This is a genomic window from Spirillospora sp. NPDC029432, from assembly GCF_040703975.1.
Lineage (GTDB): Bacteria > Actinomycetota > Actinomycetes > Streptosporangiales > Streptosporangiaceae > Spirillospora.
This window is the reverse complement of sequence record NZ_JBEZWH010000021.1, coordinates 31,451-56,975: the sequence shown is the minus strand read 5'-3', so window position 1 is coordinate 56,975 and position 25,525 is coordinate 31,451. Positions and strand designations below refer to the sequence as shown.

Genomic DNA, 25,525 nt, shown 5'->3' with positions numbered 1-25,525 from the left:
GCGCGGGTTTACTCGCCCGGTTCGTCCCATTCGGTGGGAAGTGGGAACGAGCCTGGGGCGACCCGCTTGACGATCTCGTTCAGCACGATCTGGACGTACGGCTCGCCGACCCACAGGTGCTTCGCGCCGTCCACGGCGACCACCTCGGCCTGCGGGATCCGCTTGAAGCGCTCGCGGGCCTCGGCGGGACGCAGGTAGTCGTCGAACTCCGGGACCAGCGCGACCACCGGGCGGCCGTCCTCGCCCCAGGCGTCCAGGTCGGCGTCGCCGGCGCGGTGCAGCGGCGGGGACAGCAGGATCGCGCCCTCCACCAGCGGGTCGCGGCCCCACTTGAGCGCCAGCTCGGTCCCGAACGACCAGCCGAGCAGCCACGGGTGCGGCAGGTCGCCGAACTCGGCGTACTCGATCGCCGCCGCGACGTCGAACCGCTCGGTCTCGCCGCCGCCGAACTCGCCCTGGCTCGTCCCGTGGACGGAGGTCGTGCCGCGGGTGTTGAAGCGCAGCACCGCCACGTCCGCGAGCGCGGGCAGCCGGAACGACGCCTTGCGCAGCACGTGGCTGTCCATCATGCCCTCGGCCGTGGGCAGCGGATGCAGGCAGACGAGCGTGGCCACCGGGGGACGCTCGGCCGGCAGCGCCAGCTCACCGATCAGCTCCAGCCCGTCGGCGGTGTGCAGCGTGATCGCCTCCCGCCGGGCCGGCAGGACCGTGCTCGCGCGGATCTCACCCATCGGTCTCCTCGTCTCAGCGGAATCGGTCTCAGCGGAATTCGGTTTCGGCGGAATCGGTCACGGCGGAACTCAATAGCGGGGCGCGTTCCGGGAGCGGAGCGTGCGCGGGGACCGCCGCTCGCGGGCCTGCCAGCAGGGACGGTGCCAGTGCCGCCGGTCGTCCGCGCCGCCGCGCCCGTCGGCGGGCCACGCCACCACGTGCCCCACGCCGGGCGGGATCAGCTGGTCGCAGCCCGGGCAGCGGTACGGCTTGGCGGCGTTCGACCCGGGCACCATCCGGACGTTCCAGTCCCCGTCGGCGCCCTCCTCGGTGCGCTGCGACCACGCCGAACCGCCGCCGGACGGGCGCGGGCCCGAGTCGGCGCGGCGGTTCTTGCGCGGGCTCATGGCGTCCAGGATATGGGCGCGTGCACGGCCTGCCGCCTCTCAGCGGAGGGGGCGGCGGGCGGTGGCGTGCTCCTCCAGCAGCGGTGTGGGCGCCAGCGCCGGCTCGCGCGTCTCGGCGTACAGGGCCCGCAGTACGGACACCGCGCGGTCGAGCCCGAGCCGGTCGAGATCGGCGATCGGTCCGGTCGGGTAGCCGCAGCCGAGCGTCATCGCGGCGTCGATCGGGTCGGCGGCGGCGTAGCCCGCGCCGAGCATGGCGGCGGCGTCGTTCAGGTACGGGAAGCGCAGCGCGTCCACGATGAACCCGGCGCGGTCGCGGCAGCGGACCGGGGTGAGGCCGAGCGCGGACACCAGCGCGGCGGCCCGCTCGGCGACGCCCTCGCCGGTCGCGGCGGTCGCGGCGATCTCCACCACGGGACCGCCCGCCTCCGGCAGGTGCAGGCCGACGACGTCGGCGGGACGGCCGGTGGCCATGGCCCGCCCGATCACCGGGCCGTGCGTGCCCGCGACGGCCAGGACGGCGTCCGGCCGGGCCGCGACCTCGCCGACGTCCGGGCCGAGGACGACCAGGTCGCAGCCCGCCGGGTCGGCGCCGGCGGTCACGTGCGCGGCGGCGGCCTCCTCCAGCGCGTCCCCGGCGTGGCGGATCTCGCCGCCCGCCGCCGCCAGCGCCGTGACGAGCGCGCTCGCCGCCGCGGCGTCGAGGCCGATGACACCGACGCTCGGCACGGCCGCGTCCGCCGCGCCGCCGGTCGCCTCCTCCGGGCGCGTCTCGTACGAGTAGAAGCCGCGGCCCGTCTTGCGGCCCAGCAGCCCGGCGGTGACCAGCTCGCGCAGTACGGGCGAGGGCGCGTGCCGCCGGTCGCGGGACTCGGCGTACACCGCCTCCAGCACCTCCAGGCAGGTGTCGAGGCCGATCAGGTCCATCAGCGTGAACGGCCCCATCGGCAGCCCGGCGCCGGCCTTCATCGCGGTGTCGATGTCGTCGCGGGTGGCGTGCCCGGACTCCAGCATGTTCGCGGCCTGGTTCAGGTAGCCGAACAGCAGCCGGTTGGCGACGAACCCGGCCCGGTCGCCGATCGTCACCGGCGTCTTGCCGAGGCCCGTGACCAGGTCGGCGACGCGGCGCACGGCGTCCGGCTCGGTCAGCACGGTGCCGATCACCTCGACCAGCCGCATCACCGGCGCCGGGTTGAAGAAGTGCACCCCGACGACCTTGCCGGGACGGCCGGTGCCGGCGGCGATCGCGGTGACCGGCAGCGAGGAGGTGTTGGTGGCGAGCACGGCGTCGTCGCGGCAGACGCGGTCGAGCTCGGCGAAGACCTTCCGCTTGAGGTCCAGCCGCTCCGGCACCGCCTCGATCACCAGGTCGCAGCCGCCCAGGTCGGCGAAGTCGGTGGTCAGCTCGATCCGGCCGAGGATCTCGCGCCGCGCGTCCTCGGTGAGCTTGCCGCGCTTGACCGCGCGCCCCGTCGAGCTCTCCAGATGGCCGCGGCCGCGCTCCAGCGCGGCATCGTTGATCTCCACACCGACGACCGCGAGCCCGCCGCGGGCCAGCACCTCGGCGATGCCCGCGCCCATCGTGCCCAGCCCGACGACCCCGACCCTGCTGAAGGAACCACCACTCATGCACGGCAGTCTCCCAGAACGCTCCGGAACCGCCCGTCCCGGGTACGACCGGAGGGTGCGCCTCGGAATCTTCCTCATCGCCGCCCGCTACCCGGGCCAGGACGACGCCGCCGCCCTCTCCCGCACCGTCGACGCGGCCGTCGCGGCGGAACGCGCCGGATTCGACGACGTGTGGCTCGCCGAGCACCACTTCATGTCGTACGGCGTCGTCCCGTCCGCGACCGCGCTGGCGGGCCACCTGCTCGGCCGCACCCGCCGGATCGACGTCGGGACGGCGGTCAGCGTGCTGTCCAACCGCCATCCCGTCGCCCTCGCCGAGGAGGCGGCGCTGCTGAGCACGGTGTCCGGCGGCCGGTTCCGGCTCGGCGTCGGGCGCGGCGGCCCCTGGCAGGACCTGGAGGTCTTCGGCACCGGCCTCCCCCGCTACGAGTCCGGCTTCGGGGAGTCCCTGGACCTGCTGCTCGCCTGGCTGGACGGCCGCGAGCGCCTCGGCTGGGACGGCGACCACTTCCGCTTCCGCGAGGTCCCGGTCGTGCCGCGCGCGCCCGCTCCCCCGCCGGTCGCCGTCGCCTGCACGTCCCCCGCCACCGAACGGCTCGCCGCCGAACGCGGCCTGCCGATGCTGCTCGGCATGCACGTCGGTGACGAGGAGAAGGCCGCAGCGATAGCGCGTTATGGCCGTACCGAAACACCGCGCCTCTCACACATCTCGCACATCTCTACGCATCTCGCGCAGGTGGGCGACAGCCGGAAGGAGGCGGTCGCGACCCTGATGCGGGAGATGCCGCGCTGGCTCGGCCCCGGCCTGGACGGCTACGTACCGGTCGACGGCCGCCCCCGCGAACGGCGCGACCCGGTCGAGTACACGAGGCGCATGTGCGAGCTGCACCCGGTCGGCTCACCGGACGACTGCGCGGAGTCGCTGCTGAGGACGGTCGAGGCGACCGGCGTCCGCCATCTGATCCTGCTCGCGGAGGCGGCCGGCTCGCGCGCGGCGACGCTGGAGAACATCGAGCGCCTCGGCGCCGAGGTCGTCCCGAAGGTACGGGCCGGAGCGGCCTGACGGCGCCCCGGCCCGCGCCGGAGGGGCGTCAGCAGTCGCGCAGCTCGGGCGACTGGTTGAGGATCTGCTCGCGGGCGGTCACGAACGTGCGGTACGCGTCCGAGTCGCCGGAGGGGAACACCGCGACGCGGTGGCAGTTCTGGAAGGCCAGCTTCATCCCGAAGTGGCGTTCCAGCGCCCCGCGCATGGCGTCGCTGGCCAGGACCCGCAGCAGCTGGCCGCGCGCCTGCTCGTCCGGCGGCGGCGTGTGGTTGTCGGCGAAGTCGCCGCCGTCCACCTGGAGCTTCGCCACCAGACCGGTGATCATCTCCCAGGCGTAGGGCAGCGAGTCGCGGACGCAGGTGACGAAGGCGGCGTCGTCCACCTCGCCCTTCCGCGCGGTTTCGAGGAGTTCCGGGGACACGTCAAGGGACATGGACGGGCTTCCTTTCACTGAATGTGATGAGCACCCACCACCCGTGACGCTAACCAGGCATTCCGGAGAATTCCAGGGCTTGACAGTGCCGGGTAAGGAATCGATCACGCGCGCGTGGCACCGTTCCGCCCGGTGTGGGGACGCCGGACGCGGCGGGCTCGTGCCCTCCGCATCCGGCGCCTCAGCGTCCGGCGGCGTGCGCGGCGCCGCGCGCCCGCGCGGCCCGCTTCACTACCCGGCGCTCGGACCGCTGCGCGGCCTCGTCGGCCCAGAACCGCAGGCTCCGGCGCGCCGCGCCGGCGGCCCGCTCGTTCCGGGCCCTGGCCCGCAGGTCGCGCGCCCGGTCCTGCTTCACCGCGTACATGATCTCGCTGTGCAACATCGCCCCTCCTAGGCTGTCCGGGCCGTCTCCCGGCCCGACATCCTCAAGGTTCGTCCTAAGGCACCCCCGCCCACATCGGGACTTAGCCCTATCTCGGAGCCCCCTGGGCGCCTTAGAAGCGCCTAAGCCGCCCCGTCCGTCTTAGGCGGGCGGCAGAATCTCCGGCCATGAGCGACAGGGACCCGCTGGCCGGGCTGGACGACATCGACTGGGCGGCCCTCGGCCACGCCTACGGCACTGCGGAGGACGTGCCCGGCCTGCTCCGGGGCCTGCGCTCCGGCTCGGCCGACGAGCGGGAGGAGGCCCTCCACGCGCTGTACGGGAACATCTACCACCAGGGCAGCCGCTACGAGGCGAGCGCCGCGGCCGTCCCGTTCCTGAGCCGGCTGGCCGCCGACCCGGCGGTGCCCGGCCGGGCGGACATCGTGGAGCTGCTGGCCTCCCTCGCGCTCGGCTTCGACGAGGCCCACCTGCCCGGAGGCGTCGACATCGCGGCCTGGCGCGCCCAGGTCGAACGGCTGCGCTCCTCGGACGCCGAGACCGAGCTGCGGCGCATGGACGAATGGGTCGCCCAGGCGCCCACCGAGGGCGAGCGACGGGTAAGGGAAGGACGCCGCGCCGGTTACGACCACGACGAGACCGTGCGGTACCTCCTCCACGAGCTGGGCGCGTACGACGCCGTACGCGCCGAGGTCCCCGCCCTGCGCGGGCTGCTCCGCGATCCCGACGCCGGGGTGCGGGCGGCGGCCGCGTACACGCTGGGCTGGTTCCCGGAGGAGGCGGCCGGATCGCTTCCCGCCCTCCACGCCATGCTGAGGTCCGATCGCGTCCAGAGCGCCGGGGCCCACGCGATCGTCTCCCTGGGGCTGCTCGGCGGCACCGAGTACGTGCCCGCGCTGCGCGAGGCGCTCACCGCCGACCGCCCGCCCCTGCTCCGTTCGGCGGCCGCGATCGCGCTCGCCGTGCTGGGCGTCGCCGACGAGGAGGTGCTCGGCGCGCTGGAGGAGGCCGCCGTCCGGCCTCCGGAGCAGGACGTGTCCGGCCTCATCCACCTGAACGGCAACCTGCGCGGCCTGGCGACGCAGACGCTCGCGCTGGTGGAGGAGCCAGCGCACCCGCGGTTGCTCGGCGCGATGCTGAAGGGGCTCGCGCTCAGTTCGGGACCGGAGGCGTTCGCGACGGCCGAGGCGGTGCTGCGGACCGTCTTCGGGCAGCCGGAGGGCGCACCGCTGCCGCCGTACGACGAGCTGACCGAGCCGCAGCGGCGCGCCGTGCGGACGCTCGCCGAGATGGACGACGAGACCTGGCGCTGGGGCAACTTCATGATGATCCTCGGAGCGTGGGGCGTCCCGTCCTGGCAGGCGGAGTGCCGGGCGTACGCGGGGCTTGCCCAAGGCGGGCGCGAGCACGGCGCGGGCTCACTAAGGTGAGGGACCGTGCGTCTCGTTATCGCCCGCTGCAGCGTGGACTACGCCGGCAAGCTCACCGCCCACCTGCCGATGGCTCTCAGGCTCGTCCTCATCAAGGCCGACGGGAGCGTGAGCATCCATGCCGACGACCGCGCGTACAAGCCGCTGAACTGGATGAACCCGCCGTGCACGCTGCGCGAGGAGCCGTTCGAGGAGAACGGCGCCATCGCGAAGTGGACGGTCACCCACAGCAAGTCCGGCGAGCGGCTCATCCTCACCGTCAACGAGATCGTGCACGACTCCAGCCACGAACTCGGGCTCGACCCCGGGCTGGTCAAGGACGGCGTCGAAGCGCACCTCCAGGAGCTGCTGGCCGAGCACATCACGACGCTCGGGGACGGCTACACGCTGATCCGCCGCGAGTACCCGACGGCGATCGGGCCCGTCGACATCCTGTGCCGGGACTCCGACCAGGCGACGGTCGCGGTGGAGATCAAGCGGCGCGGCGAGATCGACGGGGTGGAGCAGCTGACCCGGTACCTGGAGCTGCTGAACCGCGACCCGCACCTGGCACCGGTACGCGGCATCTTCGCGGCGCAGGAGATCAAGCCGCAGGCGCGGGTGCTGGCCACCGACCGCGGGATCGGGTGCGTGACGCTCGACTACGACGCGCTGCGCGGGATCGAGCACGAGGGCACGCTCTTCTGACGTCCCGCCTCCGGCACGGGCGCGCGGCATAATGACGGGGCATGACGACCCGAGCCGCCGGCACCTTCGACATCGACTCCTGGGACGCGGAGAAGCCGTACGAGGAGGAGAACGGCGTCAAGCTCACCCGCGTCCGGGTCGGCAAGACCTTCCACGGCGACCTGGTGGGCGGCAGCACCACGGAGCTGGTCACGGTGGAGACCGCGGCCGGGCCCGCGGCGTACGTCGGGATCGAGACGGTACGGGGCATCCTGCACGGCCGTGAGGGGACGTTCGTCCTCCAGCACAGCGCCGGGAACGACGACGGCACGCCCGAGACGCAGTGGCTGCGCTGGCTGATCGTGCCGACGTCCGGCACCGGCGAGCTGGCCGGGATCCGCGGCGAAGGAGAGATCATCGTCACGCCGGACGGCGGCCACTCCTGGAGCATCGACTACACGCTCGGCTAGGACGCGGCTAGGGCGCGGCTATGGCGGGGCACCGCGTGCTCGGCCGACCGGTGCGCCGCCGGTAATCTGCAAGGCATGTCCCCGGCGACCACCGACACCACGCGCGAGCGCATCATCGACGCGGCCGAGGAGTGCTTCGCCCGGTTCGGCGTCGCCAAGACGACGGTCGAGGACATCGCGGTCGCCGCGAAGCTGTCGCGCGCGACGGTCTACCGGAGCGTCACCGGCGGCCGGGACGAGCTGATCCTCGCGGTGGTGCTGCGCGACCTGCGCCGCTTCCTGGACCGGCTGGCGGAGCGGCTGCGCAGCGAGCGGTCGGTGTCGGAGGCCGTGGTGGAGGGGACGCTGGACGCGGTCGCGTACGTGCGGGAGCAGCCCGCCGCGGCGGCGTTCCTGGTGCCGGAGGCGGCCGGGCACATGCAGGCGGCGGTGGCGAAGGCGGCCGAGCACGTGCTGTCGGTGTGCTGCGACTACGTGCGCCCGCACTTCGAGGAGGCGCAGCGGCGCCGGCTGCTGCGCGCCGACATCGAGGTGGAGGGCACGGTGGAGTTCCTGTTCCGGATGATCACCTCGCTGATCGTGATGGACCGGGACCGGGACGCCGCGGCGCTGCGCCGGTTCCTGCGCACCTACGTGGTGCCGGTGATCGCCGGCCCTGGGGCGCCCGCCGCCGCACCGGCGGCCCCGGCCGCTCCGCGGAGCCGGTAGCTTCTGGAGACCGGGCCCGCGCGGGCCCGGCGGGTACGGAGCGGGAGGAAGGCCGGAGATGGGGACGGTGCACCAGATGCGGGGACGCTCCTCGATCAGGCCGAGTCCGGTGTTCCTGCTCATCGTGGCGGTCACCGTCCTGTGCGGGCTGATCGCCTGGCGGTACGGGCAGATGACCACCACGCCCGCGCGGGTGGCGGTGTTCGGCTTCGTCGTGGCGGGCTGGGTGCTGTCGCTGTGCGTGCACGAGTTCGGGCACGCCTACCTGGCGTTCCGGTCCGGCGACCACAGCGTCGCGACCCGCGGATACCTCACGCTCAACCCGGCCAAGTACGCCGACGTCACGCTGAGCTTCGCGATCCCCGTGCTGTTCATCCTGCTGGGCGGGATCGGCTTTCCGGGCGGCGCGGTGTGGATCGACCGGCACGCGATCAAGGGCCGGCTCAAGCACAGCCTGATCTCGGCGGCGGGCCCGCTGTCGAACGCGCTGTTCGCGATCGTGCTGGCCGCGATCTTCGCCAAGTTCGCCGGGCCGGACCACGGGCTGTTCTGGGCCGCGCTGGCGTTCCTGGCGTTCCTCCAGGTCACCGCGGCGGTGCTCAACCTGCTGCCGATCCCGGGACTGGACGGCTTCGGGATCATCGAGCCGTACCTGCCGGGCCGGTGGGTGGCCAAGGCCAACGAGTACGGCGGCTACGTGTTCCTCGCGCTGATCGCCGCGCTGTGGCTGATCCCGGCGGTGAACCAGGGCTTCTTCGACATCACCTACGGGCTCGCGGGGCTGATCGGGCTGGACCACTTCCCGTTCAAGCTGTCCCTGGACGTCTCGCCGATCACGACCGGCCACGCGCTCTTCCAGTTCTGGGAGAAGTAGGGGCTCACGGGCCGATCTGGCCGGCGGCCCATTCGGCCCAGTCGCGGCGCATGGCCATGTAGCGCTTGCCGTATTCAAGGGCGATCCGCCCGAAGTCGGACGGGTCGCCGCCCTGCGCGTCCAGGGTCCGTTCCAGTTCGGTCAGGGTCTCGTGCTCGCCGCCCGCGCCGGCGGCGAGGCCGCGCAGGTAGTCGCGGGCCTGGGCGGGCTCCAGGGAGCCGAGGAAGAACACCCGGAGGATGCTCTCGTCCCGCCGGGCGGTGCGGGGCGAGGTCTCGGTCAGCCAGCGGCGCAGCTCGCCGCGGCCGGCCTCGGTGGCGCGGTACTCCTTGCGGCCGCGCGGCCCCTCGGCGGTCACCTCGATGAGCCCGTCGGCGGTGAGCTTGCCCAGCTCGCCGTACAGCTGGCTCTGGGTGGCCGACCAGACGTGCCCGAGCGAGACCTCGAAGGTCTTGAGCAGGTCGTACCCGCTGCAGCCGGGCACCTCGGCGATCAGTCCCAGTACGGCGTGGCGGAGGCTCATGCCCCGGATCCTAGCCTCCTACATTGACATGTCGCGATTGGACGTTTTAGTTTCGACCTGTCGAAAGTGGAATATCGAGGGAGCCGCGCCATGAGTGAGCAGACCGGGACCCGACCCCTCTGGATGGAGGGCCATCTGGCCCCCGTCCCCGACGAGATCGACGCGACCGGCCTGCCGGTCACCGGCACCCTCCCGCCCGAGCTGACCGGACGGTACTTCCGCAACGGCCCCAACCCGCGCCCCGGCGAGCAGACCGCCCACTGGTTCTCCGGCCACGGCATGCTGCACGGGATCCGGCTTCGCGGCGGGCGCGCCGAGTGGTACCGCAACCGGTGGGTCCGCACGAGCGCGTTCACCGAGGACGCGTCCCTGCTCCGGCCGGACTTCACCGTCGACCGGACCGCCGTCACCGCGAACACCCACGTCGTCCCGTTCAACGACCGGATCTACGCGCTGATCGAGGTCGGCTTCCCGTACGAGGTGACGCCCGATCTCGGCACCGTCGGCCCGTGCGACTTCGGCGGCCGGCTGACGAGCGCGATGACCGCGCACCCCAAGGAGGACCCGGTCACCGGGGAGCTGCTGTTCTTCGGGTACGGGTTCACGCCGCCGTACCTGACGTACCACCGCCTGTCCCCCGCCGGCGAGCTGGTCGAGAGCCGCGAGATCGACGTGCCCGGGGCGACGATGATGCACGACTTCGCGATCACCGAGAACCATGTGGTCTGGCTGGACCTGCCGCTGGTCTTCGACCTCGCGCTGGCCGACCGCGGCATGCCGTACCGCTGGGACGACGGCTACGGCGCCCGCCTCGGGATCATGCCGCGCGGCGGAGGCGCCGTCCGGTGGTACGAGATCGACCCCTGCTACGTGTTCCACGTCGGCAACGCGCACGAGGACGGGCAGGGCCGCGTGGTGCTGGACGGCGCCCGCTACAGCCCGGAGACGTTCACGGCGGCATGGGCGTCGATCGGCGGGCTGTCGGCGGAACCCGCGCGGGCGGACGCCCCGCGGGCGATGGCCGAGATCGGCGATGCCCGGCTGCACCGCTGGACGATCGACACCGCCACCGGCAAGGTCACCGACGAGGCGCTCGACGACCGCGGCGTGGAGTTCCCCACCCACGACGACTCGCTGACCGGGCGGCCGCACCGGTTCCTGTACACGGTCGCCGGCGACTCGATCGTCAAGTACGACCTCCGCACCGGCTCCAGCTCGGAGCACGCGCCCGGCCCCGGCCTGGTCCCGGGCGAGGCGGTGTTCGTTCCGGCCGAGGGGGCGCGGAACGAGGACGAGGGCTGGCTGCTGTCGATCGTGTCCGACACCGCGGGCCAGGGATCGGAGCTCGTCGTCCTGGACGCCGCGGATCTCTCCCCCACCGCCGCCGTACGGCTGCCGCGCCGCGTACCGGCGGGATTCCACGGCAGCTGGATTCCCGACCGACAGGGCGTCCAATAAGGTGATTTGAGTCGGTATGCTGCGCAAGCAGTCACTTACTGAGCTCACCGGGAGGTTCCTCATGTCCGTGGCCACGGAGAGCACGACCTTCGAGTCCCTCAACCCGGCCACCGGCGAGGTCGTCGCCGAGCACCCGAACTCGGACGCCGCCGCCGTCGCCGCGGCGATCGAGCGGGCGCGCACGGCGGCCGAGTGGTGGCGGGCCCTCGGCTGGAAGGAACGCCGGCTCCGGCTCCTCAACGTCAAGGGCGCGCTGACCCGCAACCTCAACCGCATGGCCGAGGTCATCCACCAGGAGACCGGCAAGCCGCTGCAGGACGCCCAGCTTGAGACGATCATGGCGATCGTGCACCTCGACTGGGCCGCCCGCAACGCCCGCAAGGTCCTCGGCCCGCGCACCGTGTTCCCGGGCATGGCCTCGATCAACCAGAAGGCCGTCCTGGAGTACCAGCCGCTCGGCGTCGTCGGCGTCATCGGCCCGTGGAACTACCCGATCTTCACCCCGATGGGCTCGATCGCGTACGCGCTCGCCGCCGGCAACGCGGTCGTCTTCAAGCCGTCCGAGTTCACCCCCGGCGTCGGCGTCCTGCTCGCCGAGATCGTCGACGGCGTCGTCCCCGAGCGGCCCGTGCTGCAGACCGTCACCGGACTCGGCGCGACCGGCGCCGCGCTGGCCTCCTCGCCGGACATCAGCAAGATCGCGTTCACCGGCTCGGCCCGTACCGCCAAGAAGGTCATGGCGGCCTGCGCCGAGAACCTCACCCCCATCGTCGCCGAGTGCGGCGGCAAGGACGCCTGCATCGTCGACGCGGACGCCGACCTGGACGCCGCCGCCGACGCCGCGCTGTGGGGCGCCATGTCGAACGCGGGCCAGACCTGCATCGGCGTCGAGCGGATCTACGTGCACGACGCCGCGTACGACGCGTTCCTCGGCAAGCTCACCGAGAAGGCCAAGGACCTGCGCCCCGGCTTCGACCGCGAGGCCGCGTACGGCCCGATCACCATGCCGGGCCAGCTCGACATCATCGAGCGGCACATCAAGGACGCCCTCGACAAGGGCGGCACGGCCGTCGTCGGCGGCGCCGACTCCGTCCGCAAGCCCTACGTCGAGCCGGTCGTGCTCACCGACGTCCCCGAGGACTCGTCGGCCGTCTGCGAGGAGACGTTCGGCCCGACCATCACCGTCCACCGCGTCAAGGATCTGGACGAGGCCGTCGAGAAGGCCAACCGCACCAACTACGGGCTGGCCGGGACGATCTTCTCCAAGGACAAGTCCCGCGCCATGGAGGCCGCCCGGCGGATGCGCTCCGGGATGACGTCCATCAACGCGTTCGCCTCGTTCGCGATGGTCGCCGCCCTGCCGTTCGGCGGCGTCGGCGAATCCGGCTTCGGACGCATCCACGGCGCCGACGGCCTGCGCGAGTTCGCCCGCCCGAAGGCCATCACCCGCACCCGTTTCAACCTGCCGATGAACCTCACCTCCTTCGACCGTACCGAAAAGGAGATGGCGCGCATCCTGTCGATGATCAACATGATGCACGGCAAGCGCTACAAGCGCTGATCCGCGTACCGCGCGGCCGGTGCCTCCGGGGGGTCAAGGCACCGGCCGCGCGGCGCTTTCCGGGAAAAGCCTCCTGCGCATTTCGGCGGGCATATCGAAGGTCCACCAGACCACGTCGCCGTTCGCCGCCCGCCGCGCCCGCGCGACCTCCCCGAGATCGCGATATTCGGCCGGGCACGCCGACGCCAGCGCGATCCGCCGCACAGAGCCCTCGGCCCCGGCCGGCGCCCTGCGCAGCGCGTCCAGGACGCATCGCGCGGCCCGCCCGGGGTCGTCGCTCACACCACCCGTACGGAGCGGCGGCACGTCCCACGAGAAAAGCCGCGGAAAGGCCGCCCCCAACTCGACATCTCGCCTCTGCTGCACACCCAGAAGAATGGCCCTGGGAAGCCCGCCCTAATGTTCCAGCTTGGAACATTCTGAGGTTGACCGATTCACCAGGTTATGCCCCCATACGGGCGTGGATTTTCCGCAGCGGCTCGGGCAGCGTCCGCCGCACGTCCACCAGGTGCGCCACGACCGAGCGCGCCGTGGGATGGAAGGTGACCATCTGTGGCGCGATCCCGTCCGCCCGCGCGAGGCGCCGCTCGGCCTTCCCGTACTCACCCGTCTCCACGTGAACGCGCGACATGTCGATCTCGTGATGCGCCCGCCGCTCCGGAGGTGACTCCGCGAGGGTATGGTCGCCGATCCGGTGATCGCGCCGCACCGCCTCGTCCATGTCGCCGAGCTCGACGGCGACCGCCGCCCCGTGGATGGCCACGTTGGCCGGCGTGAACTCCAGCCCGTGAACGGCGGGCCGCGCCGGGTTCTCCTTGATGCGCTCGTTCGCGCGCCCGAAGTAGTCCCACGCTTCAGCGCCGGTGTCGGCGCCGCGCGCCGCTCGTGCGGAGATGACGGCGGAACGCAACTCGACCGCTCCCGCCACCTCCGCCGCGTCCGGCCGCGCGAAGTCGATGTTCGCGGCCGCACGGCCGAGCAGCGTCAATGCCGGACGGTGCTGGTCCATCCCCATCAGCACCAGCGACCGCGCCAGCACGACGAGGGCGGACAAGTGGGGATCTCCGGCGCGGCGGGCGGTCGCCTCCGCGTACTCCAGCAGTGCCAAGGCGTCACCGCTGTATCCCAAGCGGCGGGTGAGGCTGACGGCGTCCCGCAGCGCCCGGCTCAGGAGCGCCCACGCCCGCACGTCGTCCGGGTCGCTGTGCGCCCAGTACGCAAGTTCCTCGATCACTGCGGGCAACCGCGCGCCGATCTTGGTGAGGCGGGCCCTGCTCATGAGGTGGCGCGTGGTCGCCACCTCCGCCGCCAAGACGTCGAGATCGCGCGGCTCTCTGCCGAGGTCGGGCCCGATGTCCACGTACACCAGGACGCGGCGAAGCTCGGGGATGGCCGCGTGAACGTGGTCGTCGTGACCCTGACCGCGGTACGGCTGCCCGTAGATCTCGGCCGCGTCGACGCCGAGCGCCACGGAGATCGCCGCGACGAACGCCGGAGTCGCGACCTTGCGGCCGGTCTCGATCTGGGCGATATGACTTCGCGAGTAGCGGGAGCGCTCGGCGAGCCCGATCTGGGTGAGCCCGCGGCGCTTGCGCGCCCGGGCCACCCGCAGGCCGACGGTGTCGGGGGTGCCATCGTCAGACATGAGCCGCACACCTTCCTGTGACGTCGCCACTTCAGGCTACGGCGAGGAACGCCACGCGGGCAGGGGCCAAGCGAAAGGCACCCGCCGAACGCCCCGCCGCGCCCCACAAGCACACCGCGTCCAGAGCAGCGGCACGCCAGGTCCCGAGACGTCGCGCTGGTAGAGGCCGGGCGGATGGGATGCCGTGCTGTCGTGAGGCACGGCTTCAGGGGGCGTGTTCCTGGAGGTGTTAGGACGGGTCCGCGTCCGGCGGGAGGGGGGTGCGGCCTCGGAGGAGGTCGGCGGCGCGTTCGGCTATGGCGATGGTGGGGGCGTTCGTGTTGCCCCGGGGTACGGACGGCATGACCGAGGCGTCCACTACGCGGAGGCCGTCGACGCCGTGGACGCGGAGGTCGGTGTCGCAGACCGCGTTCTCGGTGCCCATGGCGCAGGTGCTCGTCGGGTGGAAGAGGGTCGCGCATTCGCGGCGTACGAAGTCGGCGAGGGCCTCGTCGGTGTCGATCTGCTCGCCGGGGGCCCACTCGCCGCCGGTCATTCCGGCGAGGCGGCCGGACTTGGCGATCTCGCGGGCCTGGCGGATGCCCGCGAGGAGGATGTCCAGGTCCGCCTTGTCCGCGAGGTACGCGGGGTCGATCAGCGGCTTGGCGTACGGGCTCGCGGAACGGAGCGTCAGCGAGCCGCGGCTGGCGACCGCGATGGCGGTGACCATGACCGAGAGCAGGCGCTGGGACGGCTCCACGAGGCCCTGGTCGATGAACGGGGTCGGCAGCACGTGGTACTGGAGGTCGGGCGCCGGGAGCCCGTCGACGGTGCGGACGAAGCCGCCCGCCTCGGCCACGTTGGAGGCGTACGGGCCGCGCTGGAGGGCCTGGTAGAGGGCGAAGTTGCGGGCGTTCGCCAGTTCCCACAGGCCCTTGACGCGGGGGGTGGCGAACATGACGTTCACGAACGGGTGGTCCTGGAGGCCCTGGCCCACGGGGGAATCCGCGACCACGTCGATGCCGTGCCCGCGGAGGTGGTCGGCGGGGCCGATGCCCGACAGCATGAGCAGCTGGGGGCTGTTGACGGCGCCGCCGGACAGGATGACCTCGCCCTGGGCGCGGGCCTCCACGGGGACGCCGCGCCGCTCGTACCGGATGCCGGTGGCGCGGCCCTTCTCGATCAGCACGCGGGTGGCGAGGGCATCGGTGACGACGGTCAGGTTGGGCCTGGTGAGGGCGGGGCGCAGGTACGCGGCGGCGGTCGACCAGCGCTTCCCGGCCTTGTGGGTGACCTGGTAGAAGCCGACACCGTCCTGCTCGGCGCCGTTGAAGTCACTGTTGGCGCGCAGGCCGTACTGCGTGGCCGAGTCCACCCAGGCGCGGGTGAGGGGGTGCTTGTAGCGCAGGTCCTCCACGCGCAGCGGGCCGCCGGCCCCGTGGTGCTCGGACGCTCCGCGCTGCTGGTCCTCGGCCTTGAGGAAGTACGGCCGCAGGTCGTCGAAGCCCCAGCCGGCGCAGCCGTACGAGTCGCGCCAGGTGTCGTAGTCGTGCCGGTTCCCGCGGATGTAGATCATCGCGTTGGTGGACGAGCTGCCGCCGAGGGTGCGGCCGCGCGGCCAGTAGACGGCGCGGCCCGCGGCGTTCTCCTGCGGGACGGTGCTGTAGTCCCAGTCGAACGGGCCCTTGATCATGGACGCGACGGCGGCCGGGATGTGGATCTCCGGGGCGGTGTCGGGCGGGCCGGCCTCCAGCAGCAGGACGCGGGTGCCGGAGTCCTCGGTGAGCCGGGCGGCGAGCACGCAGCCGGCGCTGCCCGCGCCCACGATGATGTGGTCGTACTCGTGCTCGGTCACGGCCGCCTCCGCCCGGACGAATGGCCTCAGAGTAGGGAAAACCCTACCGAACCCCATTTCAGGCCCGTCCCCGTAGGGTGGTGGGCATGGCGAAGAACAGGGAGACCCCGGTCGTGCTGTCGAACATCTACACCCGGACCGGGGACGACGGGACGACCAACCTGAGCGACATGTCCCGTACCCGCAAGACCGACCCCCGGCTGGCGGCCTACGCCGACGCCGAGGAGGCCAACGCCGCGATCGGCGCCGCCATTGCGATGGGCTCCCTGCCCGAGCCGCTCGTCACGCTGCTCACCCGCGTCCAGAACGACCTGTTCGACGTGGGCGCCGACCTCTCCACGCCGGTCGTGCCCGACCCGCCCTACCCGGCCCTGCGGGTGGAGCCGTTCTACATCGAGTTCCTGGAGGCGGCCTGCGACGAGCACAACGCCGGCCTGCCGCCACTGCGCAGCTTCATCCTCCCCGGCGGCACGCCCGGCGCGGCCCTGCTGCACGTCGCCCGTACCGTGACCCGGCGCGCCGAACGCTCCGCCTGGGCCGCCATCGAGGCCCACGGCGCCTCGCCCGTCGGCGACCCGGACGCCCCGGAGGGCGGCGTCAACCCGCTCACCGCCCGCTACCTCAACCGGCTGTCCGACCTGCTGTTCATCCTCTGCCGGACGGCCAACGCCGAGCACGGCGACGTGCTCTGGAAGCCGGGCGGCGAGCGGTAGGTGGGGATAACCCCACCATCGAGACGCAGGCTCGCCACCTGTCCCGGCCGCGCCCCGGATGTGAGGCTGGGAAGCGTACGGGGGGACCGGCTAACTCGGGAGTGAACGTGAAGAGCCTGACCAGGAGCGTGGGCGTGCTGACCGGCGTGGCGGCGCTGACGGCGACGTCCGTGCTGGCCGGATGCGAAGTCAGCTTCTTCGGCTCCACGAAGCACGAGACGCGGTCCTACGACGTGCCCGGCGCGTTCACCGGCCTGGACGTGAAGGGCGACAGCGGCCGCATCGAGGTCGTCGGCACCGGGACCCGCACCGTCCGGATCGAGGAGCGGATGAGCTGGAGCAACTCCCGGAACAAGCCGCGCACCAAGCGGGAGGTGAAGGGCGGCATGCTCACGCTGCGGACCGCGTGCGCGCGCCAGGTCATCGGCGTGAACGGCTGCCAGATCTCGTACCGGATCGAGGTGCCCAAGGCCACCATGGCCGACCTGCACGCCGACTCGGGCGCGCTCTCGGTGTCCGGGCTGACCGGTGACTCGCTGCGGCTCAGCGCCGACTCCGGCATGATCGAGGCCGAGGACGTGCAGACCAAGCGGCTGACCGTGGAGGCCGACTCCGGCAAGATCCGGATCGCCGGCCGCGCGGACGTCGCCGACCTGAGCAACGACAGCGGGCTGATCGAGGCCGACGGGCTGCGCACCGGCCGGCTGACCGCCCGGGCGAGCTCCGGCAAGGTCGACATCACCCTGCTGGAGGCGCCGACCAGCGTCCACGTCGAGAACGACTCCGGCGCCGTCAAGCTGAGGGTGCCCGGCGACAAGGCGTACGCGATCACGGTGCGGACCGACTCGGGCGCGCAGCGGGTCGCGGATTCGCTGCGCCGCGACAACGGCTCGCCGCACCGCCTGAACCTGTCCAGCGACTCCGGCCTGGTCAGCGTCGGCCCGCTGGAAGAGCGCGACGGCGACACCCCCGAGCGGCCGGAGCAGCCGGTCCGGCCGGACGCCCCCGAAGCCCCGGACGTGCCCTGACGCCGCGGGCGCGGCCCCTCAGTCGGACGGATGCAGGTCCACCGGGAACCCCGGCGGAGCCGCCTCCAGCCAGGCCAGGAAGCCCGTCAGCGCGGCCGCGCTCATCGCCAGCTCCACGGTGAGCGCGCCGTCCCTGACCTCGATCACGCCGGCCTCGGGCAGCAGCCCCTCGGCCTCCTCGCCCTCGGGCCGGCGCCGGTTGGACACGACGAGGCCCCGGCGGTGGATCACCTGCCGGGGCCTTCTGCGGAACCCGAAGACGCGGTGCCAGTGCAGCACGTCCCCCTTGTAACGGCCGATGCCCAGCCGCCAAGGGCCGGGCACGCCGTCCGCGGGAATCACCCGCAGGCTGCACTCCACCGCGCCGCCACCGCGAACGAACAGCCAGCGGCGCAGCGACATCAGGGCGAACGCCAGCGCGGCCAGCAGAATGACGGCGGCGAGCAGCACGCCCGCATCCAGTGCCAGACGTCCGCCCAAGTCCCCCCGCCGTTCTCTCCCCGCCGAGCTTTGCTGGAGCCTACAGGCCGGACGGCGGCGCCGTGGACAGGACCCCGGGCAAAACGAGGGCCGCGACCCCGATTCCCGTCACCGGGAACCCGGACCGCGGCCCTCGCCGTACTGCTCGCGTCGTGCTCGCGCCAGGCCGTCAGGCCTCGCTGCCCGCGGCGCGCAGCCGCGCCCGGGCCCGCCGCTCGGCGGTCGAGTCCGCGCCGGCCGCGGCCTGCGCGTCCTGCAGCGCCTGCCGCGCGGCGGCGACGTCGACCTCGGTGCCCAGCTCGGCCTGCTCGGCCAGGATCGACACCTCGTCGTCGGCGATCGAGAAGAACCCGCTGCCGACCATGGCGCTGACCCACTCGCCATCGGCCGTCTCGATCTTCACCACGCTGCCGTCCAGCAGCACGCCCAGCACCGGGGCGTGGCCCGGCAGGATGCCGAGCTGGCCCTCGATGGTCTGCGCGACCACCATCCTGGCCTCGCCGGCCCAGATCTCGCGCTCCGGCGAGACCACGCCGACCTTCAGAGTCGCCACTGTCTGTCCTCCGAATACTGGAGCGTGCGGATTACTTCTCCAGCTCCTTGGCCTTGCGCTCGGCGTCCTCGATACCGCCGCACATGAAGAACGCCTGCTCGGGCAGGTGGTCGTACTTGCCCTCGGCGATCCCCTTGAACGAGGCGATCGTCTCGTCCAGCGGCACCGTGACACCGGGCTGGCCGGTGAACTGCTCGGCCACGTACATCGGGTGCGACAGGAAGCGCTCGATGCGCCGCGCCCGGTTGACGGTGACCTTGTCCTCTTCGGAGAGCTCGTCGATACCCAGGATCGCGATGATGTCCTGCAGCTCCTTGTACTTCTGCAGGATCCGCTTGACCTCCTGGGCGACCTCGTAGTGCTCCCGGCCGATGATGGCCGGGTCCATGATCCGCGAGGTCGAGTCGAGCGGGTCGACCGCCGGGTAGATGCCCTTCTCGGTGATGGCCCGGGAGAGCGTCGTGGTGGCGTCGAGGTGCGCGAACACGGTGTGCGGCGCGGGGTCGGTGATGTCGTCCGCGGGCACGTAGATCGCCTGCATCGAGGTGATCGAGTGACCGCGGGTCGAGGTGATCCGCTCCTGCAGCACACCCATCTCGTCGGCCAGGGTCGGCTGGTAGCCCACCGCCGAGGGCATGCGCCCGAGCAGCGTGGAGACCTCCGAGCCGGCCTGCGTGAACCGGAAGATGTTGTCGATGAACAGCAGCACGTCCTGCTTCTGGACGTCCCGGAAGTACTCGGCCATCGTCAGCGCCGACAGGGCCACCCGCAGACGGGTGCCCGGCGGCTCGTCCATCTGGCCGAACACCAGCGCGGTGTCCTTGAGGACGTTCGCCTCGTCCATCTCGACCCAGAGGTCGTTGCCCTCACGGGTCCGCTCGCCGACGCCGGCGAACACCGAGGTGCCACCGAAGTTCCGCGCGACACGGGTGATCATCTCCTGGATGAGCACCGTCTTGCCGACGCCGGCGCCGCCGAACAGGCCGATCTTGCCGCCCGCGACGTACGGGGTCAGCAGGTCGATGACCTTGATGCCGGTCTCCAGCATCTCGGTCTTGGACTCCAGCTGGTCGAACGCCGGGGCCTTGCGGTGGATGCCCCACTGCTCGGTGACCTCGAGGGACGCCTTGGGGACGTCCAGCGACTCGCCCAGCGCGTTCCACACGTGGCCCTTGGTCACGTCGCCGACCGGCACCGAGATCGGCTCGCCGGTGTCGGCGACCGCGGCACCGCGGACCATGCCGTCGGTGGGCTGCATCGAGATGGCGCGGACCATGTTGTCGCCCAGGTGCTGGGCGACCTCGAGGGTCAGCGTCTTGGTCTCCTCGCCGAGGGTGACCTCGACGTGGAGCGCGCTGTAGATGTCCGGGAGGGCGTCGGCGGGGAACTCCACGTCGACGACCGGGCCGATGACACGGGCGACGCGCCCGGTCGCGGTCGCCGTCTCTACCTGTGCAGTCATTCCTCTACTCCCCGCCAGAATCGGCGAGCGCGTCAGCGCCACCGACGATCTCGCTGATTTCCTGGGTGATCGCCGCCTGCCGCACCTGGTTCATCTGGCGCGTGTAGACCTCGATCAGTTCGTGGGCATTGTCGGTCGCCGACTTCATCGCACGCCGGACGGACGCGTGGAACGACGCCGCCGACTGGAGCAGCATGTGGAAGATGCGGCTCTCGATGTAGTTCGGCAGGAGCAGGTCCAGCGCCGCCTGGGCGGTCGGCTCGAACTCGTACGCCGGCGGCGCGGAGCCCGCACGGTCCCGCTCCTCGATCTCCAGCGGGATCAGCCGGCGCACCTGGACCTGCTGGGTCAGCATGGAGACGAACTCGGTGTAGACCACGTGGATCTCACCGACCCCGCCCTCGGCGTCGGTCTTGAGGAAGTCGTCGGTCAGCCGGCGCCCGATCCGCTCCGCGCTCGCGAAGTCGGGCCGGTCGCTGATGCCCTTCCACTCCTCGGCGATCTCCCGGTCGCGGAAGCGGTACCAGGTGATGCCCTTGTTGCCGACGATGTACGGGATCGGCTCCTTGCCCTGCTCGCGCAGCGCCTTGATGAGCGACTCCGCCTCGCGGATCACGTTGGCGTTGTAGGCGCCGCAGAACCCGCGGTCGCTGGTGATGATCAGTACCGCGGTCCGCTTGTCCTCCGGCTGCTCGTTGAGCAGCGGGTGGTCGATGCCGACATGGTGGCTGATCAGCGCCGAGAGCGCCTGCGTGATCTGGTCGGCGTACGGCTTGGAGGCCGCCACCGCCTGCTGGGCCTTGACGATCCGCGAGGTGGCGATCATCTCCTGCGCGCGCGTGATCTTGGCGGTCGAGCTGACCGACCTGATCCGCTGCCGCAGTTGACGAAGCTGGGCCATCTCGCTCAGCCCTTCTTGACGCGGGTGATCGTCTCCTGCTCGACGTCCTCGTCCGCGATCGCCTCGACCGGCTCGTCCTGCCCGAGCAGGCGGCCCTCCGAGGTCTCGAAGCCCTTCTTGAACTCCGTGATGGCGTCCTTCAGGGTGGTCAGGCCGTCGTCGGACAGCTGACCCGTCTCGCGGATGGACGTGAGCAGGCCGGACTCGTTGCGCTCGATGTGGTCGAGGAACTCGCTCTCGAACCGGCGGATGTCGGCCACCGGCACGTCGTCGAGCTCACCGGACGTGCCGGCCCACACCGACACGACCTGCTTCTCGACCGGGAACGGGTTGCTCTGCGGCTGCTTGAGCAGCTCGACCAGCCGCGCGCCGCGCTCCAGCTGGGCGCGCGAAGCGGCGTCCAGGTCGGACGCGAAGGCGGCGAACGCCTCCAGGTCGCGGTACTGCGACAGCGACAGCTTCAGCGTGCCGGCGACCTTGCGCATCGCCTTCACCTGCGCCGAACCGCCGACTCGGGACACCGAGATACCGACGTTGATGGCCGGCCGGACGCCCTGGTTGAACAGGTCGGTCTCCAGGAAGCACTGGCCGTCGGTGATCGAGATGACGTTGGTCGGGATGTACGCCGAGACGTCGTTGCCCTTGGTCTCGATGATCGGCAGACCGGTCATCGAGCCGCCGCCCATGTCGTCCGACAGCTTCGCGCAGCGCTCCAGCAGGCGCGAGTGCAGGTAGAAGACGTCACCGGGGTACGCCTCACGGCCCGGCGGGCGGCGCAGCAGCAGCGACACCGCACGGTAGGCCTCGGCCTGCTTCGACAGGTCGTCGAAGACGATCAGGACGTGCTTGCCCTGGTACATCCAGTGCTGGCCGATCGCCGACCCGGTGTAGGGGGCGATGTACTTGAAGCCCGCCGGCTCGGACGCCGGAGCGGCCACGATCGTGGTGTACTCCATCGCGCCCGCCTCTTCGAGGGTGCGGCGCACGTTGGCGATCGTGGAGCCCTTCTGGCCGATCGCGACGTAGATGCAGCGGACCTGCTTGCTCTCGTCGCCCGACTCCCAGGCTTCCTTCTGGTTCAGGATGGTGTCCACGCAGACCGTCGTCTTGCCGGTCTGCCGGTCGCCGATGACCAGCTGCCGCTGGCCCCGCCCGATGGGGGTCATCGAGTCGATGGCCTTGATGCCCGTCTGCAGCGGCTCGTCCACCGACTTGCGCTGCACGACCGTGGGGGCCTGCAGCTCGAGCGCGCGGCGCTCGGTCGTCTCGATGGCGCCCTTGCCGTCGATGGGGTTGCCCAGCGCGTCGACGACGCGGCCAAGGAAGCCGTCGCCGACGGGGACCGAGAGGACCTCGCCGGTACGGCGGACCTTCTGGCCCTCCTCGATCGTGCTGAAGTCACCCAGGACGACGGCGCCGATCTCGCGCACGTCCAGGTTCAGAGCCAGGCCGCGGGTCCCGTCCTCGAACTCGAGGAGCTCGTTGGCCATGGTCGAGGGCAGCCCCTCGACGTGGGCGATACCGTCGCCGGAATCGACGATGGTGCCGACCTCTTCGCGCGCGGCTGCCTCAGGCTCGTACGACTGGACGAAGCGCTCCAGCGCGTCCCGGATCTCATCCGGACGGATCGTCAGCTCCGCCATGATTCCTCTCTTGCTCCCTTAGGGGTCGGCTCGCTAAGCACGGTCTGGCTCTGCATGGTCAGCTCGCGAGCCGCCGTCGGACGTCGTCCAGCCGCCCGGCGATGGTGCCGTCGATGACCTCGTCCCCGATCTGGATGGACAGCCCGCCGATCGTGGTGGGGTCGAGCTCGATGTTCAGGTGTACTTCGTGGCCGTAGGCCGTGGCGAGCACCGCCGCCAGCCGGGTGCGCTGCGTCTCCGTCAGCGCGACCGGCGTGCGGACCAGCGCCACCAGGCGCTCGCGCCGCTGCGCGACGAGCTTGCCGAACTCGGCCAGCCCGCCTTCCAGGCTACGTCCTCGCGGACGCAGCACCAGCTCGGTGACCAGCGTCAACGTGGCCGCGGTGACCTTGCCGTCCAGCAGCGTTCCCAGCAGGCCGGACTTGCGCTCCGCCGGCAGCCCGGGCGCGGCCAGGGCGCCGCGCAGCTGCGGCTCCCTCTCCAGTACCCGGGAGAACCGGAAGAGCTCGTCCTCCAGGTCGTCGATGCGCCCGTCGGCCTCGGCGCGGGCGGCCTCGGCGGTGACCGCGAGGGTCTCCACCGCGTCCGCCAGCTCCGACGGCTTGGACCAGCGCAGCCGGACCACGTCGGCGACCAGCTCGAGAGCGGCCGCCGAGACCTTGCCGTTCAGCAGCCCCTGGACGAGCCGCGCCTTGTCGGCGCCGTCCCGTGCCGGGTCGGAGACCGCCCGGCGCAGCCCGTGCTCGCGGTCGATCAGGCGCAGCACCGCGAACAGGTCGCCGCCGAGCGCGGACAGGTCCGCGGTCGGGATGACCGCTTCGAGCCGTTCCCTGGACTCGGCCAGGGACGCCCTGCTCACCGCTCCCGTGATGGTCATGAGGTGATCTGCTCCTGGGTGCGCGCGCGCCCCTCGAGTTCCTCGAGGAACCGGTCGACCACGCGGCTCTGGCGGGCGGCGTCGTCGAGCGACTCGCCCACCACGCGGCCGGCCAGCTCGACCGACAGCGTCCCGATCTCGGCCCGCAGCGACGACAGCGCGGCCTGCCGCTCGGCCTCGATCTGGACCTGCGCGGCCTCGGTGATCCGGCGCGCCTCGGCCTGGGCCTGCTCGCGCATCTCGGCGATGATCTGCGCGCCGTCCTCCTTGGCCTTCTCACGCAGCCGGGACGCCTCGTGCCGGGCCTCGGCCAGCTGGGCCTTGTACTCGTCGAGCTTGGCCTGCGCCTCGGCCTGGGCGATCTCGGCGCGCTTGAGCCCGCCCTCGATCGCGTCGGTGCGCTCGGCGAGCGTCTTCTGGATCTGGGGGACGAGCTTCCAGCCCACCAGGATCAGCACGATGAAGAACGAGATCGTGCCGATGACCAGTTCGGAGGTGTGGGGGAGCAGCGGGTTGTGCCCCCCTTCCCCCTCAGCCACCGTCGCGGCGGTGGCCAGCAGGTTGGTCATTGGGGTTCCGCCTTCCTGTCAGTGGTTGCCAGGAGGGATCAGCTGTGCACGAACGGCACAACGAAACCGATCAGGGCGAGCGCCTCGGTGAGCGCGAAGCCCAGCAGCATGTTGGTCCGGATCACGTTGGTCAGCTCCGGCTGGCGGGCGATGGCCTGCACGCCCTGGCCGAAGATGATGCCCACGCCGATGCCGGGGCCGATGGCGGCGAGACCGTACGCGATCGAACCGAGGTTGCCGGAGACTTCGGCGAGAGTGCCCATGTTCATTCCTTCTCATTCGGCCGGTGGGAGCCCGCCCCACCGGAGCTTTGCGTTGTGCGGGTTGCGGTCGGATCAGTGGTCGGGGTGCAGCGCGCCACCGATGTAGGAGGCGGCCAGCATCGCGAAGATGAACGCCTGCAGAGCCTGCACGAACATCTCGAAGGCGGTCATCACGATGGTCATCACGAAGCCCAGCACACCCAGGCCGGCGCCCAGGGGGGTCAGCTTCTCGAACAGGAACCACCAGGCGACCGTCGCGAAGAAGGCCAGCAGCAGGTGTCCCGCGAACATGTTGGCGAAGAGCCGGACCGAGTGCGTGAACGGGCGGAGAATGATCACCGAGAGCAGCTCGATCGGGGCGTACAGCACGTACAGCGGCTTGGGCAGCCCGGGCGGGAACAGCATGTTCTTGAACCAGCCGACGAAGCCCTGGCTCTTGATGCTGAGGAACCACATCATCACGTAGACGACGATGGCCAGCACGATCGGGAACGCGATGTGCGAGGCGATCGGCAGCTGCATGACGGGCACGACGCCCATCCAGTTGATGACCAGGATGAAGAAGAACGTCGACAGCAGGAAGGGCATCCACCTGTCGCTGTCCTTGCCGATCATCGGGCGGGCCACCTGGTCGCGGACGAACAGGTAGCCGAGCTCGCCGATGTTCTGCACGCCGCGCGGCACCAGCTTCGGCTTGTTGAACGCCGCCCAGAAGAAGCCGACGACGATGATCACCGAAAGCGCGGCGATCAGCGTCGGCTTGGTCACCCACGAGGGCGCGCCGTCCCAGAGAGGTCCCCACTCGAAGATCTCGGTCCCGGGAGCTTGGAACTCATCTCCGGCCGGCGCGGCGATTCCGCCCGGGGAGGCGAGGAGGTGTCGCGCACTCACGCGGCAGTCCCTTCGTCAGTGACTCTTCAGGTCAGTCGGTTCGTCTGGTGCGTGCCCGTGGGCAGCGGCTTCAGTCCCGGTCGGCGGCGGTCTCGGTGGCGGTGGGCTCCCCCGCCACCGGCGCGGTCAACGGCCGTAGCGGTGGTAGACCAGGTAGAGCGCGAGAGCGAGGCCCACCAGGATCCCGATGGGGAGCATCGCCGAGGTGCCCCACCAGCGATCCAGCAACCAGCCGATACCGCCGTAGACGATCATCCCGCTCATGATGGAGCTGGGGATGGACCAGGCGGCGTTGGCGAAGTCGCGCTGGTCCTGGTCGTCGTCGCCGGACCCCGGATCGGGCGGGTGCCCCTCCTCGCTCATCGCAGG

The 25,525-nt window shown here is 71.6% G+C and carries 29 protein-coding genes; 10 read left to right on the top strand and 19 right to left on the bottom strand.

Annotation, left to right across the window (positions count from 1 at the left end; translation table 11 throughout):
• Nucleotides 1-8: 8 nt before the first annotated feature.
• The 3 genes from AB0881_RS18940 to AB0881_RS18930 form a co-directional block, all read right to left on the bottom strand.
• Nucleotides 9-731, bottom strand: coding sequence for an alpha/beta hydrolase (locus AB0881_RS18940; protein WP_366618230.1), 723 nt, complete (start codon nucleotides 729-731; stop codon nucleotides 9-11).
• Between the two features lie 69 nt (nucleotides 732-800).
• Entirely contained in the window at nucleotides 801-1,118 is a 318-nt protein-coding gene (locus AB0881_RS18935) for an ATP/GTP-binding protein (protein WP_366618229.1), read from the bottom strand.
• A gap of 39 nt (nucleotides 1,119-1,157) precedes the next feature.
• Nucleotides 1,158-2,747 (bottom strand): 3-hydroxybutyryl-CoA dehydrogenase, encoded by a 1,590-nt coding sequence (locus AB0881_RS18930; RefSeq protein WP_366618228.1) that lies wholly within the window; start codon nucleotides 2,745-2,747, stop codon nucleotides 1,158-1,160.
• 55 nt (nucleotides 2,748-2,802) lie between these two features.
• Between AB0881_RS18930 and AB0881_RS18925 the strand changes: the two genes are divergently transcribed.
• A complete protein-coding gene (locus AB0881_RS18925; RefSeq protein WP_366618227.1) occupies nucleotides 2,803-3,810 on the top strand; it encodes an LLM class flavin-dependent oxidoreductase in 1,008 nt (335 codons plus the stop codon).
• A 28-nt stretch (nucleotides 3,811-3,838) separates the two neighbouring features.
• Here AB0881_RS18925 and AB0881_RS18920 read toward each other — a convergent pair whose 3' ends face one another.
• Both AB0881_RS18920 and AB0881_RS18915 read right to left on the bottom strand, forming a co-directional pair.
• Nucleotides 3,839-4,225, bottom strand: a complete 387-nt coding sequence (locus AB0881_RS18920) for an SCO5389 family protein (protein WP_366618226.1) — start codon at nucleotides 4,223-4,225, stop codon at nucleotides 3,839-3,841.
• Between the two features lie 181 nt (nucleotides 4,226-4,406).
• The gene (locus AB0881_RS18915; RefSeq protein ID WP_366618225.1) at nucleotides 4,407-4,607 is read right to left on the bottom strand and encodes a hypothetical protein; all 201 of its coding nucleotides are present in this window, start codon (nucleotides 4,605-4,607) and stop codon (nucleotides 4,407-4,409) included.
• A gap of 167 nt (nucleotides 4,608-4,774) precedes the next feature.
• Here AB0881_RS18915 and AB0881_RS18910 point away from each other — a divergent pair, with 167 nt between their 5' ends.
• The 5 genes from AB0881_RS18910 (at nucleotide 4,775) to AB0881_RS18890 (ending at nucleotide 8,755) form a co-directional block, all read left to right on the top strand.
• A complete protein-coding gene (locus AB0881_RS18910; protein ID WP_366618224.1) occupies nucleotides 4,775-6,037 on the top strand; it encodes a HEAT repeat domain-containing protein in 1,263 nt (420 codons plus the stop codon).
• 6 nt (nucleotides 6,038-6,043) lie between these two features.
• Entirely contained in the window at nucleotides 6,044-6,724 is a 681-nt protein-coding gene (nucS, locus tag AB0881_RS18905; protein ID WP_366618223.1) for an endonuclease NucS, read from the top strand.
• A gap of 41 nt (nucleotides 6,725-6,765) precedes the next feature.
• Complete coding sequence (locus AB0881_RS18900) at nucleotides 6,766-7,173, top strand: DUF3224 domain-containing protein (RefSeq protein WP_366618222.1); 408 nt, start codon at nucleotides 6,766-6,768, stop codon at nucleotides 7,171-7,173.
• A gap of 75 nt (nucleotides 7,174-7,248) precedes the next feature.
• Nucleotides 7,249-7,881, top strand: coding sequence for a TetR family transcriptional regulator (locus AB0881_RS18895; RefSeq protein ID WP_366618221.1), 633 nt, complete (start codon nucleotides 7,249-7,251; stop codon nucleotides 7,879-7,881).
• 58 nt (nucleotides 7,882-7,939) lie between these two features.
• Nucleotides 7,940-8,755, top strand: coding sequence for a site-2 protease family protein (locus AB0881_RS18890; RefSeq protein ID WP_366618220.1), 816 nt, complete (start codon nucleotides 7,940-7,942; stop codon nucleotides 8,753-8,755).
• A 4-nt stretch (nucleotides 8,756-8,759) separates the two neighbouring features.
• Here the strand turns inward: AB0881_RS18890 and AB0881_RS18885 are convergent, their stop codons facing one another.
• Complete coding sequence (locus tag AB0881_RS18885; protein ID WP_366618219.1) at nucleotides 8,760-9,278, bottom strand: PadR family transcriptional regulator; 519 nt, start codon at nucleotides 9,276-9,278, stop codon at nucleotides 8,760-8,762.
• 90 nt (nucleotides 9,279-9,368) lie between these two features.
• Between AB0881_RS18885 and AB0881_RS18880 the strand changes: the two genes are divergently transcribed.
• Both AB0881_RS18880 and AB0881_RS18875 read left to right on the top strand, forming a co-directional pair.
• Nucleotides 9,369-10,736, top strand: coding sequence for a carotenoid oxygenase family protein (locus AB0881_RS18880; protein WP_366618218.1), 1,368 nt, complete (start codon nucleotides 9,369-9,371; stop codon nucleotides 10,734-10,736).
• Nucleotides 10,737-10,797: 61 nt separating this feature from the next.
• Nucleotides 10,798-12,297: an aldehyde dehydrogenase family protein gene (locus AB0881_RS18875; RefSeq protein WP_366618217.1), complete on the top strand. Its 1,500-nt coding sequence runs from the start codon at nucleotides 10,798-10,800 to the stop codon at nucleotides 12,295-12,297.
• Between the two features lie 33 nt (nucleotides 12,298-12,330).
• Here the strand turns inward: AB0881_RS18875 and AB0881_RS18870 are convergent, their stop codons facing one another.
• The 3 genes from AB0881_RS18870 to AB0881_RS18860 form a co-directional block, all read right to left on the bottom strand.
• Nucleotides 12,331-12,579: a hypothetical protein gene (locus tag AB0881_RS18870; protein ID WP_366618216.1), complete on the bottom strand. Its 249-nt coding sequence runs from the start codon at nucleotides 12,577-12,579 to the stop codon at nucleotides 12,331-12,333.
• Between the two features lie 160 nt (nucleotides 12,580-12,739).
• A complete protein-coding gene (locus AB0881_RS18865; RefSeq protein ID WP_366618215.1) occupies nucleotides 12,740-13,942 on the bottom strand; it encodes a helix-turn-helix transcriptional regulator in 1,203 nt (400 codons plus the stop codon).
• Nucleotides 13,943-14,171: 229 nt separating this feature from the next.
• Nucleotides 14,172-15,776, bottom strand: coding sequence for a GMC family oxidoreductase N-terminal domain-containing protein (locus tag AB0881_RS18860; RefSeq protein WP_366618214.1), 1,605 nt, complete (start codon nucleotides 15,774-15,776; stop codon nucleotides 14,172-14,174).
• Nucleotides 15,777-15,862: 86 nt separating this feature from the next.
• Here AB0881_RS18860 and AB0881_RS18855 point away from each other — a divergent pair, with 86 nt between their 5' ends.
• Both AB0881_RS18855 and AB0881_RS18850 read left to right on the top strand, forming a co-directional pair.
• The gene (locus tag AB0881_RS18855) at nucleotides 15,863-16,489 is read left to right on the top strand and encodes a cob(I)yrinic acid a,c-diamide adenosyltransferase (protein ID WP_366618213.1); all 627 of its coding nucleotides are present in this window, start codon (nucleotides 15,863-15,865) and stop codon (nucleotides 16,487-16,489) included.
• A 107-nt stretch (nucleotides 16,490-16,596) separates the two neighbouring features.
• Nucleotides 16,597-17,517, top strand: a complete 921-nt coding sequence (locus AB0881_RS18850) for a DUF4097 family beta strand repeat-containing protein (RefSeq protein ID WP_366618212.1) — start codon at nucleotides 16,597-16,599, stop codon at nucleotides 17,515-17,517.
• Between the two features lie 18 nt (nucleotides 17,518-17,535).
• Here the strand turns inward: AB0881_RS18850 and AB0881_RS18845 are convergent, their stop codons facing one another.
• From AB0881_RS18845 to AB0881_RS18800, 10 genes are all read right to left on the bottom strand, one after another.
• The gene (locus tag AB0881_RS18845; RefSeq protein ID WP_366618211.1) at nucleotides 17,536-17,997 is read right to left on the bottom strand and encodes a DUF2550 domain-containing protein; all 462 of its coding nucleotides are present in this window, start codon (nucleotides 17,995-17,997) and stop codon (nucleotides 17,536-17,538) included.
• Between the two features lie 169 nt (nucleotides 17,998-18,166).
• Entirely contained in the window at nucleotides 18,167-18,550 is a 384-nt protein-coding gene (locus AB0881_RS18840; protein WP_366618210.1) for a F0F1 ATP synthase subunit epsilon, read from the bottom strand.
• A 31-nt stretch (nucleotides 18,551-18,581) separates the two neighbouring features.
• Nucleotides 18,582-20,012, bottom strand: coding sequence for a F0F1 ATP synthase subunit beta (atpD, locus tag AB0881_RS18835; protein WP_366618209.1), 1,431 nt, complete (start codon nucleotides 20,010-20,012; stop codon nucleotides 18,582-18,584).
• A 4-nt stretch (nucleotides 20,013-20,016) separates the two neighbouring features.
• Nucleotides 20,017-20,913, bottom strand: coding sequence for a F0F1 ATP synthase subunit gamma (locus tag AB0881_RS18830; protein ID WP_366618208.1), 897 nt, complete (start codon nucleotides 20,911-20,913; stop codon nucleotides 20,017-20,019).
• A 5-nt stretch (nucleotides 20,914-20,918) separates the two neighbouring features.
• Nucleotides 20,919-22,556 carry a F0F1 ATP synthase subunit alpha gene (gene atpA, locus AB0881_RS18825; RefSeq protein ID WP_366618207.1) on the bottom strand — a complete coding sequence of 546 codons (1,638 nt, stop codon included), beginning with the start codon at nucleotides 22,554-22,556 and terminating at the stop codon, nucleotides 20,919-20,921.
• A 58-nt stretch (nucleotides 22,557-22,614) separates the two neighbouring features.
• Nucleotides 22,615-23,433, bottom strand: coding sequence for a F0F1 ATP synthase subunit delta (locus AB0881_RS18820; RefSeq protein WP_366618206.1), 819 nt, complete (start codon nucleotides 23,431-23,433; stop codon nucleotides 22,615-22,617).
• Nucleotides 23,430-24,002, bottom strand: a complete 573-nt coding sequence (locus AB0881_RS18815; RefSeq protein ID WP_366618205.1) for a F0F1 ATP synthase subunit B — start codon at nucleotides 24,000-24,002, stop codon at nucleotides 23,430-23,432. The genes AB0881_RS18820 and AB0881_RS18815 overlap by 4 nt, the downstream gene beginning before the upstream one ends.
• 38 nt (nucleotides 24,003-24,040) lie before the next feature.
• Nucleotides 24,041-24,265: an ATP synthase F0 subunit C gene (atpE, locus tag AB0881_RS18810; protein ID WP_366618204.1), complete on the bottom strand. Its 225-nt coding sequence runs from the start codon at nucleotides 24,263-24,265 to the stop codon at nucleotides 24,041-24,043.
• Nucleotides 24,266-24,337: 72 nt separating this feature from the next.
• Nucleotides 24,338-25,156 (bottom strand): F0F1 ATP synthase subunit A, encoded by an 819-nt coding sequence (gene atpB, locus AB0881_RS18805; RefSeq protein ID WP_366618203.1) that lies wholly within the window; start codon nucleotides 25,154-25,156, stop codon nucleotides 24,338-24,340.
• 126 nt (nucleotides 25,157-25,282) lie between these two features.
• Entirely contained in the window at nucleotides 25,283-25,519 is a 237-nt protein-coding gene (locus AB0881_RS18800; RefSeq protein ID WP_366618202.1) for an AtpZ/AtpI family protein, read from the bottom strand.
• Nucleotides 25,520-25,525 lie beyond the last annotated feature (6 nt).